Source organism: Stutzerimonas chloritidismutans (assembly GCF_020783375.1).
Taxonomy (GTDB): domain Bacteria; phylum Pseudomonadota; class Gammaproteobacteria; order Pseudomonadales; family Pseudomonadaceae; genus Stutzerimonas; species Stutzerimonas kunmingensis.
On sequence record NZ_CP086067.1, the window covers coordinates 2,638,158 to 2,658,626 of the forward strand.

The following is a 20,469-nucleotide window of genomic DNA, read 5'->3' on the forward strand; positions in this document are numbered from 1 at the left end:
TGATGGAAATCGGGACTCTTCGCGGCTTGGGCACAATTCTGGTATTCGTCGCCTTTATCGGCGTGGTGCTCTGGGCTTACAGCAGCAAACGCAAGAATAGCTTCGACGAAGCCGCCAACCTGCCCTTCGCGGACGACGAGACCGACGCCAAGAAGCGTGATGAAGAAGCTTCCAGGAGTAAGAAATAAATGACCTCGTTTTGGAGTTGGTACGTCACCCTGCTGAGCCTCGGCACCATTGCCGCGCTGGTCTGGCTGCTACTGGCAACTCGCAAGGGCCAACGCCCTGACAGCACTGAAGAAACCGTTGGCCATTCCTATGACGGTATCGAGGAATACGATAACCCGCTGCCGCGCTGGTGGTTCATGCTGTTCGTCGGCACCGTCATCTTCGCCCTCGGCTACCTAGTGCTGTACCCCGGCCTGGGCAACTGGAAAGGCATCCTGCCGGGCTATGAAGGTGGCTGGACTCAGGTCAAGGAATGGCAGCGCGAGATGGACAAGGCGGACGAGCAGTACGGTCCGCTGTTCGCCAAGTACGCTGCAATGCCGGTAGAGGAAGTCGCCAAGGACGCGCAAGCGCTGAAGATGGGCGGTCGCCTGTTCGCCTCCAACTGCTCCGTCTGCCATGGCTCCGATGCCAAGGGTGCCTACGGCTTCCCGAACCTCACCGACAATGACTGGCTGTGGGGCGGCGAGCCTGAAACCATCAAGACCACCATCCTGCATGGCCGTCAGGCCGCTATGCCGGCATGGCGCGATGTGATCGGTGAAGAAGGCATCCGCAACGTCGCGGGTTACGTACGCAGCCTATCCGGCCGTAATACCCCTGAGGGTATCAGCGTCGACATTGAGCAGGGTCAAAAAATCTTCGCGACCAACTGTGTAGTCTGCCATGGACCGGAAGCCAAGGGCGTTGCAGCCATGGGCGCGCCGAACCTGACCGACAATGTCTGGCTGTATGGTTCGAGCTTCGCTCAGATCCAGCAGACCCTTCGCTACGGTCGCAATGGCCGCATGCCGGCCCAGGAAGCAATCCTTGGCAACGACAAGGTGCACTTGCTGGCGGCTTACGTTTACAGCCTGTCGCAGCAGCCGGAGCAGTGATACAAAGGGTCGGGGTGACGACCTGTCGCACCCGACCCCGACACTCCGGGCGTACCATTCGCAGCTGGACAGAAAAATGATCCCGGTTGGCACGTATCGGCCGGGACACCCACCTTCCGCCGTGGTACGCACTCGATGACTGAGCAGATCCCCGTTCGTGATGTAACCCCCCCGTCCAAGGCAGGAGCGTCGGCAGACCTCTACGCCGCGCGTGAAAAAATCTACACCCGAGCCTTCTCCGGCCTGTTTCGCAATGTCCGCCGCGTCGGCGGAGCGGTTCTCTTCATCCTTTATTTCGGCACCGCGTGGATCAACTGGAACGGCCGACAGGCTGTCTGGTGGGATCTTCCGGAGCGCAAATTCCACGTCTTCGGGGCAACCTTCTGGCCTCAGGACTTCATGCTGTTGTCATGGCTGCTGATCATCTGTGCCTTCGGCCTGTTCTTCATCACCGTGTTCGCCGGACGCGTCTGGTGTGGCTATACCTGCCCGCAGAGCGTGTTCACCTGGGTTTTCATGTGGGCCGAGAAGGTCACCGAGGGTGACCGCAACCAGCGCATGAAGCTGGACAAGGCGCCCATGAGCGGCAACAAGTTCATCCGCAAGCTGGGCAAGCACGGCATCTGGCTCGCCGTGTCGTTCGCGACGGGAGTCACCTTCGTCGGGTACTTCACCCCCATCCGCGAACTGGTACCTGACCTGCTCACCCTGCAGGTTGGCGGCTGGGCCCTGTTCTGGGTGGCCTTCTTCACGCTCGCCACCTACGGCAATGCCGGCTATCTGCGTGAGCAGGTGTGCATCTACATGTGTCCCTACGCGCGCTTCCAGAGCGTGATGTTCGACAAAGACACCCTTATCGTTTCCTACGACCCGCGGCGCGGCGAGAAGCGTGGACCGCGCAAGAAAGACGCCGACTACAAGGCCATGGGCCTCGGCGACTGCATCGACTGCACCATGTGCGTACAGGTCTGCCCGACCGGGATCGACATCCGCGACGGCCTGCAGATCGAATGCATCGGCTGCGCGGCCTGTATCGACGCCTGCGACGCCATCATGGACAAGATGAACTACCCGCGCGGGCTGATCAGCTACACCACCGAACACAACCTGTCCGGGCAGAAGACTCATCTGCTGCGCCCGCGCCTGATCGGCTATGCCATCGCGCTGGTGGCCATGATGGGGCTGTTCGCCTATGCCGTGTATGATCGCCCGCTGGTAAAACTCGACGTGCTCAAGGATCGCGTGCTCTACCGCGAGAACGAGCAGGGCAACATCGAAAACGTCTACACCCTCAAGGTGATGAACAAGGCCCAGCGCGAACAGACCTTCGTCATCGAAGCGACCGGCCTCGACGGCCTCGTCTACGAAGGTCGCAGCGAGATTCGCGCCGAAGGCGGCGAACTTGTGACGATCCCGGTCGAGCTGTCCATCGCCGCCGAGAAACTGCCCTCGAGTACCAATGAAATCGCCTTCCACATTCGCTCGGCAGACGACGATTCGATAACCGACGATGCAGACAGCCGCTTCATCGGCCCAAGCATCCGCTAAGTAAGGTAATGCATGCGCTCTGATAACGAACAAACGCGTTGGTATACCCAGTTCTGGGCCTGGTTTGTCATCGCCATCCTGCTCAGCTCCGTAGTACTGGGCGTGTCCCTGCTGACGTTGGCGATCAAGAATGCCGACACCCTGGTCGCGGACAACTATTACGACGCGGGCAAGGGCATCAACCAGTCGCTGGAGCGCGAGAAACTGGCAGAGCGCCTGGAGATGCAGGCACGCATCGCCCTGAATGACGAGCGCGGCCTGGCCGAAGTGCAACTGAGCGGTGCGAGCCGCCCGCAGCAACTGGTGCTCAACCTGATCTCTCCGACCCAGCCCGAGCGTGACCGCCGCATCATCCTGCAGCCGCAGGGCGACGGCATCTATCAGGGCCAGATGCAGGAATCGATCAGTGGCCGCCGCTTCATCGAGCTGCTCGGTCGCGAAGGTGATCAGGACTGGCGCCTGTACGGAGAAAAAACCATCGAAACCGGCCGCGCCCTCGAACTGAAGCCTTGAGCTGCTGATGGCAAAGCCTCTCCCCTGCTACCACTGCGGCCTGCCGGTGCCAGCCGGCAGGCCGTTCCAGGCCCGCGTGCTGGGTGAGACGCGGGCCTTGTGCTGCCCAGGCTGCCAGGCCGTCGCTGAAGCCATCGTCAAGGGTGGGCTGGAGAGCTACTACCAGCACCGCAGCGACACCGCCATTAACCCGCAGACTCTCCCTCAGGAACTGAGCGAAGAGATGGCGCTGTACGATCGCGAGGACGTCCAACAGCCGTTCGTACAGCACCAGGGCGATCTGGCAAGCACTTCGCTGATGATCGAAGGGATCAGCTGCGCCGCCTGCGGCTGGCTGATCGAACGCCACTTGCGCAACCTGCACGGCGTGGCCGAGGCAAGCCTCAACCTGTCCAATCATCGCCTGAACGTACGCTGGAGCGACGCACAGCTGCCGCTCAGCGAGCTGCTCGGCGAGCTGCGACGGATCGGCTACGCAGCACACCCCTACCAGGCCGACCAGGCTGCCGAGCGCCTGGCCAGCGAGAACCGCCGTTCGCTGCGCCAGCTGGGCGTAGCCGGGCTGCTGTGGATGCAGGTAATGATGGCCACCATGGCCACCTGGCCCGAGTTCAACCTGGACCTGTCGGAGAGCTTCTTCGTCACCCTTCGCTGGACCGCCCTGCTGCTCACCACGCCGATCGTCTTTTACTGCTGCACCGACTTCTTCAAAGGAGCACTGCGCGATTTGCGCACCCGCCACCTGACCATGGACGTGTCGGTGTCGCTGGCGATCGGCGGTGCGTATGTCGCCGGCATCTGGTCCACCATCACCGGCCAGGGTGAACTCTATTTCGACGCGGTGGGCATGTTTGCCCTTTTCCTGCTGGCCGGGCGCTACCTGGAGCGGCGCGCGCGCGAACGCACCGCAGCCGCCACCGCACAACTGGTCAATTTGCTGCCTGCGTCCTGCCTGAAACTCGACGCAGACGGTCACAGCAATCGCATCCTGCTCAGCGAGCTGCAGCTCAGCGACCGCGTACTGGTGCAACCCGGTGCGTTGATTCCGGCAGACGGCCTCATCATCAGCGGTCAGTCCAGCGTCGATGAATCTGTACTGACCGGTGAGTACCTGCCCCTGCCCCGCGGCGTGGACGATGCAGTAACCGCTGGCACGCTGAACGTCGAAGGCCCGCTGACCGTGGAAGTCCAGGCCTTGGGCGACGACACCCGTTTATCCGCCATTGTCCGCCTGCTGGAGCGTGCTCAGGCAGACAAACCGAAGCTTGCCGAGCTGGCCGACCGCGTCGCGCAGTGGTTTCTGCTGGTGGTGCTGCTGGTTGCAACTGTCGTCGGGGTGGTCTGGTGGCAGATCGATCCGCAACGCGCGTTCTGGATCGTTCTTGCATTGCTCGTTGCGACCTGCCCATGCGCGCTGTCGCTGGCGACACCCACAGCACTTACCACGGCCACCGGTACGCTGCACAAGCTCGGTCTGCTGCTGACCCGCGGGCATGTGCTCGAAGGCCTGAATCATATCGATACCGTGGTGTTCGACAAGACCGGCACCCTGACCGAGGGCCGGCTGACACTCAGCGCCGTGCACCCGCTCGGAGCTTTGAATGCCGATGCCTGCCTGGCGCTGGCCGCAGCCCTGGAGAACCGTTCCGAACACCCGATTGCCCGCGCCTTCGGACGTGCGCCGCTGGCGGCGGAATCGGTCGAAACGGTGCCGGGCCTTGGCCTGCAAGGCAACGTTGAAGGTCGCAACCTGCGGATCGGCCAGCCCAGTTTCGTCGCCGAAGGCTTCGCCCAACCGGCACCCGCTATTCCCGGCGACCAGGGGCAATGGCTGTTGTTGGGCGACGATCAAGTTCCGCTGGCCTGGCTGGTATTGGACGATCGGCTTCGCGACGATGCCCCGGCACTCCTCGAGGCCTGCCGCGCCCGTGGCTGGCAGACGCTACTGCTATCCGGTGACAGCTCACCGATGGTCGGCCAGATTGCCAGGGAACTGGGCGTCGATGAGGCCGAAGGCGGCATGACCCCTGCCGCCAAGCTCTCCCGATTGCAGGCTTTGCAGGCCGCTGGACATCGGGTGCTAATGCTCGGCGACGGCGTCAACGACGTCCCGGTGCTTGCCGCAGCGGATATCAGCGTCGCTATGGGCTCGGCGACCGACCTGGCCAAGACCAGTGCTGATGCGGTACTGCTATCCAACCGCCTAGGCAGCTTGGCGCAGGCATTCGACGTCGCACGCGGCAGCCGCCGCATCATCATCGAGAACCTGGCCTGGGCAAGCCTGTACAATGGCCTGATTCTGCCCTTCGCCGCCTTTGGCTGGGTCACCCCACTATGGGCCGCGCTGGGGATGTCGCTCAGCTCGCTGCTGGTGGTTTTGAACGCCTTGCGGCTGACACGTCAGCCGGCAAGTCACGGCTGAATCTGCTGCAACGCACGTCATTGGCGCAGCGGCGCACTTTACGCAGCTGAAGACTTCGCTTCGGATCCTGGAGGTCCTAATGGCCGCTCTGTACATCCTCATCCCTGTTGCCGTGGTCCTGGTGGCCGTCGCAATCTGGGTGTTCTTCTGGGCGGTGGACAGCGGGCAGTTCGACGATCTCGACGGACCGGCGCACAGCATCCTGTTCGACGACGACGAGCCGCAGAAGCCTTCCGCAGCCGATGCAGCGGAATCCTCGGAAGATCAGCCGGAGCAACGCAAAGGTGACTGAACTGCTGCCCCTGCTGCTGTCTGCACTGGTCTTGGGACTACTGGGTGGCGGCCATTGCCTCGGCATGTGCGGCGGCCTGATGGGTGCACTGACCATGGCCATTCCACCGGATCAGCGCGGCAGGCGCCTGCGTCTCCTGGTCGCCTACAACCTCGGACGCGTATCAAGCTATGCCGTTGCCGGATTCCTGATCGGCCTGGCGGGCTTGGCCGTTGCCAACAGTCCAGCGGCCATGGCGTTACGAGTCGTCGCTGCACTTCTGCTGATCACCATGGGCCTGTACCTCGCCGGCTGGTGGAGCGGGCTGACACGCATCGAGTCGATAGGACGCGGACTCTGGCGTCATATCCAGCCTATCGCTAGCAAATTCATGCCGGTAACGAGCATTCCACGCGCCCTGATACTGGGGGCGCTGTGGGGCTGGCTACCGTGCGGCCTGGTCTACAGCACCCTGTTGTGGTCAGCCAGCCAGGGCGATGCACTGGATAGCGCTTTGCTGATGCTGGCGTTCGGCATCGGCACCTGGCCGGTGTTGCTTGCCACCGGCCTTGCTGCCGAGCGATTGACAACGTTGCTGCGCAAGCGTGGCGTGCGCGTCGTCGGCGGGGTAATGGTGATTCTGTTCGGTATCTGGACGCTGCCAGGCCCTCATCAGCAGTGGCTGATGGGGCATGGCTCAGCGCCATCTCACGAGACACACGCGCACTAGCGGAAGGCTTGCGAGCGCTCATGGCTCCTTGGGCAACTGGCGCTTGTGAGCAGTCTTGTCGTAGGTATCGATGATGATCCGGGCCGCCTCGTCCGGTACCGGCTTACCCTGCAGAAAATCATCGATGTTGCGGTAGCTGACACCATGAGCTGCCTCATCGGGCTTGCCAGGTGACAACTCTTCGAGATCCGCGGTTGGCACCTTGTGCACCAATTGATCGGGAGCGCCCAATGCCGCGGCTATCTGCCGAACCTGGTCCTTCACCAGACCCGCCAGTGGCGTCAGGTCGCACGCGCCATCACCGAACTTGGTGAAGAAGCCCATCACCGCCTCTGCCGCATGGTCGGTACCGATGACCAGGCCCTGGCGCGCGTTGGCGATCGTGTACTGAGCCACCATGCGCATCCGCGCCTTGGTATTGCCCAGCACGAAATCACGCTGCGCCGGGCTCAAAGGATCAAGCGCCTGCGTGGCGGCAGCCAGGCCCAGCACCGCGGTGCCGATGTTCACGGTGTGGCACTCGTCGGGCTTGATCGAATCCACCGCCAGCTGCGCTTCATGCTCGTCATGCTGCACCTGATAAGGCAGGCGCACGGCGATGAAGCGATAGTCGTCGCCTTCCCCTGCTTCGCGCATGCCGGCGACCGCCCGCTGGGCCAGCAGACCCGCCGTGGTCGAATCGACGCCACCACTGATCCCGAGCACCAAGGTCTTCAGGCCCGACTCGCGCAAGCAGGTCTGGATGAAGCTCACCCGACGATCAATCTCGGCCTGTACCGACTCCGGCCCGGTAAATGGTGCGCAGACGTTGAGCGCGGTTGCGATTTCCTGCTGGCGGCTGTGCATGAATCTCTCCTCTGGCGATATGAAGGCGCTGCTGAAGCATAAGACGCTGACGTGATCATCTGACCGCCAATCAGCGCGATCCTTCCGGATGTCGGCGCCGATCTGGCCCAGCGCGCTAGGGTCGGATCAAGTTTGATACAGGTCAAGTCCGCCGCAATGCCCTGCCCCTAGAATCCAGCGACCGCCGTCATGACCGGGAACGCCACATGCTCGACTCCATTCGCTGGGATTCCGACCTGATCCGTCGCTACGATCAGGCCGGCCCGCGCTATACGTCGTACCCGACCGCGGCCCAGTTCAATGAAAAGGTCGGCTCGTTCGACCTGCTGCACGCATTGCGCGGCAGCCGCCAGGCGTCACGCCCGCTGTCGCTGTACGTCCATCTGCCATTCTGCGCCAACGCGTGCTACTACTGCGGCCGCAACAAAGTGGTGACCAACGACCGGACACGCGCACAGCCCTATCTGGAACGCCTCGAGAAAGAAATCGAGCTGATCACCTGCCACCTGGGCAAGGACCAGGTGGTCGAGCAGCTGCACTTTGGCGGCGGCACACCTACCTTTCTCAGCCATGATCAACTGCGTCGGCTGATGGGCCATCTGCGCCAGCACTTCAACCTGCAGGACGATGATCATGGCGACTTCAGTATCGAGATCGACCCCCGGGAAGCGGATTGGCCAACCATCGGCCTGCTCCGCGAACTAGGTTTCAACCGCATCAGCATCGGCGTGCAGGATCTGGACCCGGACGTCCAGCGCGCCATCAATCGCATGCAGACCCTGGAGCAAACACGCACCATCATCGAGGCGGCCCGCACGCTGCAGTACCACTCGCTGAGCATCGATCTGATATACGGCCTGCCGCTGCAGACGCCAGCATGCTTCGCCAGAACCGTTGAAGCGATCATTGACCTGCAGCCGGACCGGCTCTCGCTGTTCAATTATGCTCATCTGCCTGAGCAATACGCGCCGCAGCGCCGTATCAACGCCAACGACCTGCCGGCCCCCGCCGAAAAGCTGGCCATGCTGGAGCAGAGCATTCATTTGCTCACCGACGCGGGATACCGCTACATAGGCGTGGACCACTTCGCCCTGCCGGACGATGAACTGGCCATGGCGCAAGAAGATGGCAGCCTGCAGCGCAACTTCCAGGGCTACACCACCCATGGCCATTGCGATCTGGTGGGTCTCGGCGTTTCGGCCATCAGCCAGATCGGTGATCTCTACTGCCAGAACACCAGCGACATCGAACAATACCAATATCAGCTGGATCAGCATCAGCTAGCCACCGCCAGAGGCTTACGCTGCAAACAGGACGACCATATCCGCCGCACCGTCATCCAGTCTCTAATCTGCGATTTCGAGCTGAGCTTCACGAAAATCGAGAGCGAGCATGACATCGAGTTCAGACAGTACTTCGCCGAAGCCTGGCAGATGCTCGAGCAGATGGCCGCTGATGGGATGATCGAGATCACCGAGAGCCATCTGCTGATTCAGCCTGCTGGCCGGCTACTGGTTCGCTCGATATGCATGCTCTTCGACCACTATCTCCCCGAGCAGGTCAGCCAGGCCAGCCGCGCCTGATCTAGAGCGCCTCAGACTATCGTCCCAATCATTGCCTGCGACCCTTGAGCCGATTGGCCATCGCCGACGTCCTGAGTTAACCTTGCGCGCTATAACTAGGTTTCCAGGAAGCCCTCTATGTCCGAATCGATCAAGGTCCGTGCGCAGCGGCAAGCTCATTGCAAGGATTGCAGCCTGTCCGGGCTGTGCCTGCCCCTGTCGCTGAACATGCAGGACATGGACGCTTTGGACGACATCGTCAAGCGCGGCCGCCCCCTGAAGAAAGGCGAAACCCTGTTCCGCCAGGGCGACGTGTTCAGTTCCGTATTCGCGGTACGCTCCGGCGCGTTGCGGACGTTCAGCGTTACCGATGGCGGCGAGGAGCAGATCACCGGCTTCCACCTGCCCAGCGAGCTGGTCGGTCTTTCCGGCATGGATACCGAAAGCTATCCAGTCACCGCGCAGGCGTTGGAAACCACCTCGGTTTGCGAAATTCCCTTCGAACGACTCGACGAACTGAGCGTCCTGCTGCCGCAGCTGCGTCGCCAGCTCATGCGCATCATGAGCCGCGAAATCCGCGATGATCAGCAGATGATGTTGTTGCTGTCGAAAAAGACCGCCGATGAGCGCATCGCGACCTTCCTCATCAACCTTTCTGCACGCTTCAGCGCACGCGGCTTCTCGGCCAATCAGTTCCGCCTGCCGATGTCCCGCAACGAGATCGGCAATTACCTGGGCCTGGCGGTCGAGACCGTTTCCCGTGTATTCACCCGTTTTCAGCAGAGTGGCTTACTCGAGGCCGAGGGCAAGGAAGTACGCATTCTGGATTCCATCGGACTGTGCGCCCTAGCCGGCGGCGCAATGGATGTCTGAGTCAGCGCGTTTGGAGTAGCAGATCCGATGATCTTCGACGAGTTCAGCATCAAGACCCTGATCCGCCCGGTGCAGGACTTTCCCCGCCCGGGTGTGGTGTTTCGCGACATCACCCCGCTATTCCAGTCGCCAAAGGCGCTACGCATGGTGGCTGACAGCTTCATTCAGCGCTATGTGGAGGCCGACTTTACACATATCGGCGCGCTTGATGCGCGAGGGTTCCTGGTCGGCTCGATTCTCGCCTATGAGCTGAACAAACCTCTGGTGCTGTTTCGCAAGCAGGGCAAGCTGCCGGCCGACGTGCTGTCGCAGGCCTACAGCACCGAATATGGCGAAGCGCATCTGGAGATTCACGCCGACAGCCTTTGCGAGGGCGATTCGGTGCTGTTGTTCGATGACCTGATTGCGACCGGCGGCACGCTGCTAGCCGCCGCACAGCTTGTGCGACGAATGCGCGCGAGCATTCATGAGGCGGCTGCCATCATCGATTTGCCCGAACTGGGCGGATCGCAGAAACTTCAGGACATTGGCATCCCCACGTTCACTCTGACCGCCTTCGCCCTAAGCGACCGCTGACGGCGAATTCTCCGCGCCGCTGCCAGGTAAAGGATCTGCCCGTGTTAATGACGTTAAGGCGCAGCCTGCTTATCCTAGTTCTGGCCTGTACTCCTCCCGGGTTCGCACTCGATCGCGATGCACTGCTGGACCAGGCGAATATCCTGCTGCTGCCGCGTGAACGACCCATTCCCCAGTTCGAGCTGATCGACCAGGACGGCCAGCCTTTCAGTACTTCGTCGCTGCAGGGGCGCTGGCACATCCTGTTCTTCGGCTTTACCGCCTGCCCCGACATCTGCCCGACCACGCTGAGCGACATGCGTCGGCTGCTCAGCCGGCTACCGCCCGAGACTCGCGAGCAGCTGCAGGTGGTATTGGTCAGCGCCGATCCCGCGCGCGACACTCCGAAACAACTCAAGGCCTACCTGAGCTACTACCGCGCCGGCTTCAGCGGCTTGACCGGCGACATGGAGCAACTGCTAAGGCTATCCAGGGCGCTGGGCCTCCCTTTCGTTCCGGCGCGCGACACAGAAGGCGACTACAGTGTCAGTCATAGCGGAAATCTGGCCTTGGTCGCACCGGATGGCAGCCTGCGCGGGCATATTCGTGCGCCGCTGAAACTGGAGGGCTTGCAGCGGATGCTGCCGCAGATACTCGAGAACGAACGCTGAACCTGGCCATCGAAGCCGAATTACCGAATCAGTGGCAGTCCAGGGTATCGGCCAGCACGTACGCCTGAAACGCCACCTCATCGACCCATTGCTGGGTCAGCCCCGCCAACCGCCCTTCTGCCAACCATTGCGCCAAGAGTGCGTTGATCTGCTGCTGCAGGTTAGCGTCATCAGCGACGGTCAGGCTTAGCTGCCACCCGGCATCGAAAATCGACGGTAACAGGTGCTTGTAGCGCCGCCACTCGGGCAAGGTGGCGATCTCCGTCAGCAGCACATCATCTTCGACAACCGCAGCGCACTCACCAAGCCTGAGTCCGATCAGCGCATGCGCCGCGCTCGGATATTCCCGAGGCACCGCCGCGAAGCGCTCGCTCAGCAACGCTCCATATGGACTCGCGTGGGTGACGCAAACCGTTTGCTCACGAAGATCGGACCAAGCAACCAGGCGACCTTCCGTCGCGCTTAGCGCGGCAGGCACAGCATGATAGTAAGTGGCCGGACCAACCCGATCGCCTGCGACCAGGCGCACTTCAGCGTCATCTGCGCTGACCACGGAAAACCCGGAACGCCCAAGCGCTTCGGCCAATTGCTCGATCAGCGCCGGCTCGAAACTCTCCGTTTCGCTGCTGGACAGCACCCGGCGTTCGGGCAGTTGCACCCGCAACGACTCGGCCATCGACGCGACCGGCATCAACAGGGTGAGCCATATGGCAATGCGCGAGAGAACAGACATGCAATGGCCTCAGACGTACTGATAGCGAAGCATCCGCTGCTTGAACTTCTCTAGTACAACCTGATCGATCAGCGTGGCGAGAATGGCGATGACCAGAATGTTCATCATCACGCCAACCATGTCAGCAATCTCGCCCGAGTACGCGAGCGAACGCCCGAGCCCCTGGCCGAAACCAATTAGCATTTCGGCGGAGATCAGTGCACGCCAGGCGTTACCGAAGGCCAGCTGCGCGCCGGTGATCAGCTCTGGCATCACGGCGGGCAGATAAACGCGGCGCAGCAGCTGCCAGCGCGAGGCACCCATCACCCGCGCCGCAGCGACGTGCACCGGCTGCACGCTCTCGGTGGCATTCATCACCGACAGCGCCATCGGGAAGAAAGCGGCCAGGGCGACCACCACGATGATCGGCAGATTGCCGAAACCCATCACGATCAGAAACAGCGGCACCCAGGCGATCGACGGAATCGACTGCAGAATGACGATGGCCGAGCGCAGGATCTCGCGGAAGAAGAACAGCACCCCACCCACCAGGCCAAAACCGATCCCGAACAGCAGCGCAAAACTGTAGCCGCTGCCGAGGCGACTCATACTGCCGTAAAGCCCTTCGCGGAACTCTGGCTCCTGGATAGTGCTGAACAGACGCTCGAAGACGGTCGGGATACCCGGCATCAGAAAGGCCGGCAAACTCCATGCTGCGGCCTGCCAGATCAGAAGAATGAACAGGATGGCCAGAACGACCGCAAGGTACTTCTTTGGGCCAGTAAGACGGCGAGCCTGACTCATGGATGCGCTACCTCCGTCTTGATACCCAGCAGACTGAGAATTTCCTTACGCTCGGCAGCGAAGTCGGACAGGTCGTGGCTCTTCTCGCAATGGGTGAAGTTGAAGGTTTTCAGCACGCGAGTCGGCCGCGCGCTGAACACCAGAACGTGATCGGCCAGGTAAAGGGCCTCATCGACATCATGGGTGACCAACAGCACCGTCGGCTGATGCTCCTCGATCAGCTCACGCAACACGTCCTGCAATGCCATTCGGGTCAGGGCATCAAGGGCGCCAAACGGCTCGTCCAGCAACAGCACCTCGGGTTTGGCGATGAATGCACGGGCGAGGGCCGTGCGTTGGCGCATGCCGCCGGAAACCTGGTGCGGGTAGTAATGCTCGAATCCATTGAGGCCGACACGCTGGAGCCAGGCCTGCGCCTGTTCGAATGCGCTGGCCTTGGCCACGCCCTGCAGTTCCAGCGCCATGCCAACGTTGCCCTGCAGGCTGAGCCAGGGATAGAGGGCATGCTCCTGGAACACCAGCGTACGTCGAGGGCTCGGCTCGGTGATCGGTTTTTCATCGGCAAGCACGCGGCCCGCACTGGGCTTTTCCAGCCCGGCAACCAGATGCAGCAGGGTCGACTTGCCGCAACCCGAAGGTCCAACCAGAGCCACCAGTTCACCTTGGGCGAACTCACCGCTGAAGCCCTTGATGACTTCGAGCTGCCCGAAGCGCTTGTCTACTTCTTCAAACCTGAGTTGCATAAAAATCCGCAAATCCAGAAACGAAATTGCCCGGCAATGCGGGCGATGCAAACGGCCCGGCACAAAAGCCGGGCCCGTGTAGTTTCAAACCAGAGTCAAGCGATCAGAGTTCGCGAGCTTCCTGCCAGGACAGATCGACGATGGCACTGGTGTCGAACGGCTTGCCATCGCGGGTCTTCAGCGAACCGAGCTCCTGCAGAATGTCCGCCAGCTCCTGGATGCGTGCCAGATCGTCCTTGCCAAGCTTGGCGCTGAAGGTCTGGGTTCCGATCGCCTCCTCAATGACAACCTCGCGCGCGAGCTCACCACGCTTGAGCGTCTTCAGCGTCGGCTCGGCGATGAAGTAGTCGGCGATCAGCTTGGCTGCCTCGGCAGGCTGCTTGTCGAGCATTTCAATGGCATCGCGCTGGGCGTCCAGCGACTTCCAGACGGCATCCTTGCGCTTGGCCAGGGTATCGCCGGAGGTGATCACCACCATGCACGGGAATGGCCACACTTCACCGATCTCGTAGACCTGCTGAACCGGGGCAACCAGCTGCGCGATGCGATCGTACGGCTCGAACAGGAACGCCGCATCGACACGCCCGGACACCAGCGACTGCACCGCAACGGCCGGGCTGACACCCATGATGTTGACGTCGCTCGGCTTGAGTTCGGCATTCTTCAAGGTCACGCCACGCAGCACTGCATCAGCGGTGCTCCCCTCTTTCTGCGAAGCGAGGATCTTGCCCTTCAGGTCGGCAACCTTCTCGATACCCGAACCCTCAAGCGCCACGATAGAGTGGTAGCCCTGCTGAGCGCCACCGACCACCTTGAGGTCAGCACCTTTGGAGGCCCAGGCCACCGCATTGGTAAAGCCGAGGACGCCGGTATCCAACTGCCCGCCGACGATCGCCTTGATCAGGTCGGTACCGGAACTGAACTCGATCAGCTCGACGTCAAGGCCATGCTTCTTATACAGACCGGCCTCGTGTGCAACCATGGTCTGGGCATCGTCCATCACACGGATGTAGCCAACCTTGAACTTCTCCTGCGCCTGAGCAAACGCGCTCAGCAGCAGCAGAGCTGGAACCAGCCAATGCTTTGCTTTCATTTCGACCTCGATTCGGATAGCCAGTACATATAACCAGAACGAAGCACTATATTCGTTTTAGTTATCTAACATTGATGGCTTAGAACTTTACCTGAATCACCCAGAAAACTGCACTACCGAGGTGGCATATCGTCAGTACTTCGGGTTATAGGCGGATTGTCTTGCGCCCGGCCAGTGCGTGGGCCAGGGTTCCGCCGTCGACCAGGTCCAGCTCGCCGCCCAGTGGAACGCCGTGAGCGATTCGGCTGATGGTCAGCCCCTTTGGAATCAGCATCTGCGCGATGTAATGCGCCGTTGCCTCACCTTCCACCGTCGGGTTTGTCGCGAGAATGACTTCAGTGAACGCACCATCTGCAACACGCGCCAGAAGCTCGGGAATGCCGATCGCTTCAGGGCCCAAACCATCGAGCGGCGACAGATGCCCCTTGAGCACGAAGTAGCGCCCGCGAAAGCCCGTCTGCTCGACGGCGAAAACGTCCACCGGGCTCTGCACCACGCAGAGCAGCGAATCGTCGCGTCGCGGGTCGGCGCATTGCGGGCACAGGTCGTCTTCGGTAAGGGTACGACACTGCCGGCAGTAGCCGACCCCTTCCATCGCTTTGCTCAGCGCTTGCGCCAGGCGTAAGCCGCCGCTGCGATCCCGCTCCAGTAGCTGCAACGCCATGCGCTGTGCAGTTTTCTGGCCCACGCCGGGAAGAATGCGCAGGGCGTCGATGAGTTGGCGGATCAGGGGACTGAAGCTCATAAATTAAGCGTCGCTATGCAAAGGGGCAGCACAGTGCCAAGGGTTCAGGCAGGCGGTTTGCCGGACCAGAGGCAAGAAAGCGGGACATCGGAGTCTACTACGCGTAAATGACGATGCCCCGCCTCGAGTGGCGCGCCCATGCGCGCCGACTGGCCGTTCGAGTTAGAAAGGCATCTTGAAGCCTGGCGGAAGCTGCATGCCGGCGGTCATGCCGGCCATCTTGTCCTGGCTGTTCTGCTCGATCTTGCGTACCGCGTCATTGACGGCGGCAGCGATCAGGTCTTCCAGGATTTCCTTGTCTTCCTGCATCAGGCTGTCGTCGAGGCTGACCCGCTTGACGTCATGGCGACCGTTCATCACCACGCTAACCAGCCCGGCGCCAGACTGGCCCGTCACCTCGGCGTTCGCCAGTTCCTCCTGCATCTTCTGCATTTTTTCCTGCATCTGCTGCGCCTGCTTCATCAGGCCGGCCATGCCACCTTTCATCATGGGAATCACCTCAATTAATCAGGTTTCGGAGTGTTCTACGGGTTCGATGGTGCCTTCGCGGATCACAGCGGCGAACTGCTGCATGAGCTGCCGGACCAGAGGATCTGCGTGAATCGACTGTTCCGCGGCACGCTGTCGTTCGGCACGGCGACGCAGGGCGGCCTGCGCAGGCGTTTCCTGCTCCGGCTTCTGCAGCACGATCTCGAGCTGTAGCGTACGCCCGTGGTATTGATTCAGGGCGTCGTTTAGTCGCCGCTGTTGCGTGGGGTTGAATAGTGCGCTCTGCGCAGGATCGAGATGCATCAGCCAACGGTCGCCTTCCACGGCGATCAACGTACAGTTGGCGGCAATGCTGCCGGTAAGACCGGACAAGCCGAGCTTGAGATACAGTTCCAGCCATTCGGCAGCCAGCCCGGTCGCAGGCTCTACCGCAGGCAGAGGCTCGACGGGCTCCGGCTCATCCCTTGAGTGTTCCAGTTCGTCCAGATAGGCCTCGGCCTGGTTCTCGACCTCGAAGTAGTCTTCGTCCGTCAGCGGCGGTTCGTCATCATCCGGCTCTTCGACCTGTACCACGGACGCCACGTGATCGGCAGCGCCGTCCACCGGCACAGGTTGGGGTAAAACGGCATCAGCCTCGACCGCGACGGGCGGTACGTCAGGCGGCTCATTCCACGGCACATCGATGACAGGCGCGGCCTGCGGCGCTTCCACCACATGAGTGGCGACCGGCGTCACTGCCGAGGGCGTGGGAGCCGGCACGTTCACTGGCATGGTAACGGCCGGCGCAACGGGAGCGGGCTCTGGCGCAGCTGCTACGGCAATCGCAGCGGATGGAGTGGACGACACGCCAGCGGGAGCGGAATCGGCCACCGCTGCGGGCTTGGAATCAGCTGTGGCCGGGCTGATTCCCAGTGTCTTTAGCGGTGTTCGCGGTGCGCCATCACTGCCTGCAGGACGAAATGCCAGCATGCGCAGCAGCACCATTTCGAAACCGCTGCGAGGATCAGGCGCCAGCGGCAGATCGCGCCGGCCGATCAATCCCATCTGATAGTAGAACTGCACATCCTCGGCCGGTAGCGCCTGAGCCAACGCCAGCACGCGATCACGATCGCCCTGGCCATTGTCCACTGCCTCCGGCAGCGCCTGGGCGATGGCGACGCGGTGCAGCACATTGAGGATTTCGGCCAGCACGCCAGCCCAGTCCGGCCCCTGCTCCGCCAAGTGGCGAACGGCCTCGAGCAACGCTCTGGCATCGCCTTCAAGCAATGCCTGCAGCACACCATAGACCTGACCATGATCGAGGGTGCCGAGCATGGCGCGCACATCGGCGGCCAGCACCTTGCCTTCACCGAAGGCGATCGCCTGATCGGTCAGGCTCATCGCATCGCGCATCGAGCCATCGGCGGCACGCCCCAGCAGCCACAACGCATCGTCTTCGAAGGGAACGTTCTCGACGCCCAGCACATGAGTGAGGTGCTCGACCACCCGCTCGGGCGGCATGTTCTTCAGGGAGAACTGCAGGCAGCGCGAGAGGATGGTGACCGGCAGCTTTTGCGGATCGGTGGTCGCCAGCAGGAACTTGACGTGGGGCGGCGGCTCCTCGAGGGTCTTGAGCAGCGCATTGAATGAGTGCGACGAGAGCATGTGCACTTCGTCGATCAGGTAAACCTTGTAGCGCCCGCGGCTCGGCGCGTACTGCACGTTGTCCAGCAGCTCGCGGGTGTCTTCGACCTTGGTACGGCTCGCGGCGTCCACCTCGATCAGATCGACGAAGCGCCCCTCGTCGATTTCCCGGCATACCGAACACACACCGCAGGGCGTCGAGCTGACCCCGGTTTCACAGTTCAGGCACTTGGCAATGATCCGCGCAATGGTCGTCTTGCCCACGCCTCGCGTGCCGGTGAACAGGTAAGCGTGGTGCAGGCGCTGGTTGTCCAGCGCGTTGATCAGGGCCTTGAGCACATGCGTCTGGCCGACCATTTCGCGGAACGAGCGCGGACGCCATTTTCGTGCAAGAACCTGATAACTCATAACACCATCGCGGGGGACAAGGCAGAGGACGGGTAATGCTAGCGGAGCAGGATGGAAATTGCATCCGGGCTGCACTCGAACCGCCGGCTAGCCCAGCAATCGCGCACCAAGCGCCTCAACTATCGTAGCCAGCGCCGGGTTGTGCCCGCCGATCCGCACCTTGAGGCCATCGATCTCGCGCCTCGGCGGATACTGTTTGCGCAGCAGGTCGAACCCGGCCCGACGCTGCGCCTCATTGCCAAGCAGGCTGCGGCGGAAGTCGGCATCGTCGCGACGCGGATCGTAGACCGCCCGGCACAGTGTGGCCTGCATCTCGGCGGGCTCTGCGGAGGATGCAAACACCAGCTCGGTGAGTGCCGGGCCGGGCATCAGCTGCGCCAGTTCGATAGCCGGCTCGACACCACGCGCCGCGCAAAGCGCCGCATATATCTGCGCCGTACCGCGCAGCTTGCCATCCAGGCTATACCCGGCGATGTGCGGCGTAGCGATACGGCACAAGCCGGCCAGTGCGACGTCGACCTGAGGCTCGCCTTCCCAGACATCCAGCACGGCTTCCAGGTCCGGCCGCTGCCATAGCAGGTCGCGCAGCGCGGCATTGTCCACCACAGCACCCCGACTGGCATTGATCAGCCAGGTACCGGGTCGCAACCTCGACAGTCGCACCTGATCGAACAGGTGAAAGGTCGGCCAGTCGCCCCCCAGGGTCAGCGGCGTGTGCAGGCTGATCACATCGCACTCCGCGAGGATCTCATCCAGCGAGACGAAATCGCCTGCCTCGCGGACCTGCCGCGGTGGATCGCAAACGCGCACGTCCCAACCAAGCCCGCGCAGCACTTCGAGCAGCCGCCCGCCCACCTCACCGGCACCGACCACGCCGAAACGCCGCCGGGCCAGCGCTTCACCGCGCACCTCCGACAGCGCGAGCAAGCTGCCCAGAACATAGTCGACTACGCCCCGCGCGTTGCACCCCGGTGCGCTGGCCCACTCGATGCCGGCCTGCTCGAAATAATCCAGATCCAGATGATCGGTGCCTATCGTGCAGGTCCCGACGAATCGCACTGCGCTGCCTTCCAGCATCTCGCGGTCGACCCGCGTCACCGAGCGCACCAGCAGCACGTCGACATTCTCAAGTGCAGCTCGATTGATGCTGCGGCCGGGCATGCGGCGAATCTCGCCGAAACCGGCAAAGAACTCATCGACCAGCGGAATGTTTTCATCGGCGAGGATATGCATTGCACGGCTCCGGTGAGGGGGAGCACATTCTAGACGGCTTGCCACTGCTTTGCCGCCTTCCTGAGCGTAGCCACGCGGCGTAGACTAGCGCGCTTCTTGTATACAACCGGAACGCCCAGTAATGCCCACTGAGCTCAGACTCAGACGGGTCCGCCTCGAATTGCGCACCCTCTTTGCCCTTGCCCTACCCATGATGATCGCCCAGCTGGCCAGCACGGCGATGGGTTTCGTCGATACCGTTATGGCCGGACGCGTAAGTCCGCAGGACCTGGCCGCCGTCGCGCTAGGCAACTCGATCTGGGTGCCGGTCTATCTGCTCGTCTGCGGAATCACCCTGGCGACCACGCCGAACGTCGCACAGCGCTTCGGCGCAGGACGGCATGGCGAAATCGGCCCGCTGGTTCGCCAGGCGTTGTGGATGGGCGGCGGCATCGGTGTGCTCAGTGCATCATTGATGTGGAACGCGGAGCCCGTCCTGCATCTGATGCGTGTCGAACCGGCCCTGGTCGAGCCGACCATGGACTACCTGCGCGCTGTCGCCTGCGGATTTCCCGCTGTCGCTCTGTATCAGGTGCTGCGCTGTTTCAGCGACGGGCTGGGCCATCCGCGGCCAAGCATGGTGATAGGTATCCTCGGCCTGCTGCTGAACATTCCGCTGAACTATGTGTTCATCTACGGCAAGTTCGGCGTGCCGGCAATGGGCGGCGTCGGTTGCGGCGTTTCCACGGCATTGGTGATGCTGTTCATGTTGGTGGCGATGAGCGTCTGGGTTAAGCGCGCACCGGCCTATCAGGCCAGTCAGCTGTTTTCCCACTTCGAATGGCCACGCTGGCCGATGCTGCGTCATCTGCTTTCGGTCGGCGTACCAATTGGGGTCGCGGTGTTTGCCGAGGCCAGCATCTTCTCGGTGATCGCCCTGCTGATCGGCGCCCTCGGGGCAACGGTCGTCGCCGGTCACCAGATCGCACTGAACTTCACGTCGCTGATCTTCATGATTCCACTGTCGCTGGGTATGGCGGTAACCGTGCGCATTGGTCAGGAGCTGGGCCGCAACGCTCCACGCGACGCTCGCTTTGTCGCCGGCGTCGGGATCGGCGCCGCCCTGGTATATGCCTGCTTTTCCGCCAGCGCCATGCTGCTGTTCAGCGAGCAGATCGCGCGGATCTATACCCCTGATCCGGCCGTGGTCGCCGTCGCTGCCAGCCTGTTCCTCTACGCCGCGCTGTTCCAGTTCTCCGATGTGGTTCAGGTCACGGCTGCTGGCGCGTTGCGCGGCTATCAGGACACCCGCATGACGATGGTCTACACCCTCTTCGCCTACTGGGGGATCGGTTTGCCGTTGGGCTATCTGCTCGGCCTGACCGACCACCTCGGCGCCGCCAGTGGGCCTGCCGGTCTATGGCAAGGCCTGATCGCCGGCCTGAGCTGCGCAGCTCTGTTGCTCAGCGTGCGCCTGGCCCGCAGCGCCCGACGCGAGATTCGTCGGCACACTGCGCTTCGCAGGGCGGCCGTCTGACAAAGG

Annotated in this window: 21 protein-coding genes; 12 read left to right on the forward strand and 9 right to left on the reverse strand. The window is 62.2% G+C overall.

Annotation, left to right across the window (positions count from 1 at the left end):
* Positions 1 to 2 precede the first annotated feature (2 nt).
* From LLJ08_RS12120 to LLJ08_RS12150, 7 genes are all read left to right on the forward strand, one after another.
* Positions 3 to 188, forward strand: coding sequence for a CcoQ/FixQ family Cbb3-type cytochrome c oxidase assembly chaperone (locus LLJ08_RS12120; RefSeq protein ID WP_003301805.1), 186 nt, complete (start codon positions 3 to 5; stop codon positions 186 to 188).
* Positions 189 to 1,106, forward strand: coding sequence for a cytochrome-c oxidase, cbb3-type subunit III (gene ccoP, locus LLJ08_RS12125; RefSeq protein WP_228207126.1), 918 nt, complete (start codon positions 189 to 191; stop codon positions 1,104 to 1,106).
* 135 nt (positions 1,107 to 1,241) lie between these two features.
* The gene (gene ccoG, locus LLJ08_RS12130) at positions 1,242 to 2,654 is read left to right on the forward strand and encodes a cytochrome c oxidase accessory protein CcoG (RefSeq protein WP_090519692.1); all 1,413 of its coding nucleotides are present in this window, start codon (positions 1,242 to 1,244) and stop codon (positions 2,652 to 2,654) included.
* Positions 2,655 to 2,666: 12 nt separating this feature from the next.
* Complete coding sequence (locus LLJ08_RS12135; RefSeq protein WP_228207127.1) at positions 2,667 to 3,167, forward strand: FixH family protein; 501 nt, start codon at positions 2,667 to 2,669, stop codon at positions 3,165 to 3,167.
* A 7-nt stretch (positions 3,168 to 3,174) separates the two neighbouring features.
* Positions 3,175 to 5,589, forward strand: coding sequence for a heavy metal translocating P-type ATPase (locus LLJ08_RS12140; protein WP_228207128.1), 2,415 nt, complete (start codon positions 3,175 to 3,177; stop codon positions 5,587 to 5,589).
* A gap of 79 nt (positions 5,590 to 5,668) precedes the next feature.
* Entirely contained in the window at positions 5,669 to 5,881 is a 213-nt protein-coding gene (gene ccoS, locus LLJ08_RS12145) for a cbb3-type cytochrome oxidase assembly protein CcoS (protein WP_014820513.1), read from the forward strand.
* Complete coding sequence (locus tag LLJ08_RS12150; RefSeq protein ID WP_228207129.1) at positions 5,874 to 6,590, forward strand: sulfite exporter TauE/SafE family protein; 717 nt, start codon at positions 5,874 to 5,876, stop codon at positions 6,588 to 6,590. Before ccoS ends, LLJ08_RS12150 begins: the two co-directional genes overlap by 8 nt.
* 18 nt (positions 6,591 to 6,608) lie before the next feature.
* On the opposite strand, the gene nadE is transcribed toward LLJ08_RS12150, so the two are convergent.
* Positions 6,609 to 7,436, reverse strand: a complete 828-nt coding sequence (gene nadE, locus LLJ08_RS12155) for an ammonia-dependent NAD(+) synthetase (RefSeq protein ID WP_045665512.1) — start codon at positions 7,434 to 7,436, stop codon at positions 6,609 to 6,611.
* 206 nt (positions 7,437 to 7,642) lie between these two features.
* Between nadE and hemN the strand changes: the two genes are divergently transcribed.
* The 4 genes from hemN to LLJ08_RS12175 all read left to right on the forward strand — a co-directional run bounded on the left by hemN (position 7,643) and on the right by LLJ08_RS12175 (position 11,097).
* The gene (hemN, locus tag LLJ08_RS12160) at positions 7,643 to 9,019 is read left to right on the forward strand and encodes an oxygen-independent coproporphyrinogen III oxidase (RefSeq protein WP_228207130.1); all 1,377 of its coding nucleotides are present in this window, start codon (positions 7,643 to 7,645) and stop codon (positions 9,017 to 9,019) included.
* 117 nt (positions 9,020 to 9,136) lie between these two features.
* A complete protein-coding gene (fnr, locus tag LLJ08_RS12165) occupies positions 9,137 to 9,871 on the forward strand; it encodes a fumarate/nitrate reduction transcriptional regulator Fnr (RefSeq protein ID WP_014820517.1) in 735 nt (244 codons plus the stop codon).
* 27 nt (positions 9,872 to 9,898) lie between these two features.
* A complete protein-coding gene (locus LLJ08_RS12170) occupies positions 9,899 to 10,447 on the forward strand; it encodes an adenine phosphoribosyltransferase (RefSeq protein ID WP_014820518.1) in 549 nt (182 codons plus the stop codon).
* Between the two features lie 47 nt (positions 10,448 to 10,494).
* Positions 10,495 to 11,097 (forward strand): SCO family protein, encoded by a 603-nt coding sequence (locus tag LLJ08_RS12175; RefSeq protein ID WP_414717819.1) that lies wholly within the window; start codon positions 10,495 to 10,497, stop codon positions 11,095 to 11,097.
* 28 nt (positions 11,098 to 11,125) lie between these two features.
* On the opposite strand, the gene LLJ08_RS12180 is transcribed toward LLJ08_RS12175, so the two are convergent.
* The 8 genes from LLJ08_RS12180 to pdxB all read right to left on the reverse strand — a co-directional run bounded on the left by LLJ08_RS12180 (position 11,126) and on the right by pdxB (position 18,947).
* Complete coding sequence (locus LLJ08_RS12180; RefSeq protein ID WP_228207132.1) at positions 11,126 to 11,830, reverse strand: type 2 periplasmic-binding domain-containing protein; 705 nt, start codon at positions 11,828 to 11,830, stop codon at positions 11,126 to 11,128.
* A gap of 9 nt (positions 11,831 to 11,839) precedes the next feature.
* Positions 11,840 to 12,613, reverse strand: a complete 774-nt coding sequence (locus tag LLJ08_RS12185) for an ABC transporter permease (protein ID WP_014820521.1) — start codon at positions 12,611 to 12,613, stop codon at positions 11,840 to 11,842.
* Entirely contained in the window at positions 12,610 to 13,356 is a 747-nt protein-coding gene (locus tag LLJ08_RS12190; RefSeq protein ID WP_228207133.1) for an ABC transporter ATP-binding protein, read from the reverse strand. The genes LLJ08_RS12185 and LLJ08_RS12190 overlap by 4 nt, the downstream gene beginning before the upstream one ends.
* A 103-nt stretch (positions 13,357 to 13,459) precedes the next feature.
* Complete coding sequence (locus tag LLJ08_RS12195) at positions 13,460 to 14,449, reverse strand: ABC transporter substrate-binding protein (RefSeq protein WP_228207134.1); 990 nt, start codon at positions 14,447 to 14,449, stop codon at positions 13,460 to 13,462.
* 145 nt (positions 14,450 to 14,594) lie between these two features.
* Complete coding sequence (gene recR, locus LLJ08_RS12200) at positions 14,595 to 15,194, reverse strand: recombination mediator RecR (RefSeq protein WP_014820524.1); 600 nt, start codon at positions 15,192 to 15,194, stop codon at positions 14,595 to 14,597.
* A 162-nt stretch (positions 15,195 to 15,356) separates the two neighbouring features.
* Positions 15,357 to 15,683 (reverse strand): YbaB/EbfC family nucleoid-associated protein, encoded by a 327-nt coding sequence (locus LLJ08_RS12205; protein ID WP_003294866.1) that lies wholly within the window; start codon positions 15,681 to 15,683, stop codon positions 15,357 to 15,359.
* Positions 15,684 to 15,701: 18 nt separating this feature from the next.
* Positions 15,702 to 17,714, reverse strand: a complete 2,013-nt coding sequence (gene dnaX / locus LLJ08_RS12210) for a DNA polymerase III subunit gamma/tau (RefSeq protein WP_228207135.1) — start codon at positions 17,712 to 17,714, stop codon at positions 15,702 to 15,704.
* A gap of 87 nt (positions 17,715 to 17,801) precedes the next feature.
* Positions 17,802 to 18,947: a 4-phosphoerythronate dehydrogenase PdxB gene (gene pdxB, locus LLJ08_RS12215; protein WP_044314033.1), complete on the reverse strand. Its 1,146-nt coding sequence runs from the start codon at positions 18,945 to 18,947 to the stop codon at positions 17,802 to 17,804.
* 121 nt (positions 18,948 to 19,068) lie between these two features.
* Between pdxB and LLJ08_RS12220 the strand changes: the two genes are divergently transcribed.
* Complete coding sequence (locus LLJ08_RS12220; RefSeq protein WP_042922738.1) at positions 19,069 to 20,463, forward strand: MATE family efflux transporter; 1,395 nt, start codon at positions 19,069 to 19,071, stop codon at positions 20,461 to 20,463.
* Positions 20,464 to 20,469 lie beyond the last annotated feature (6 nt).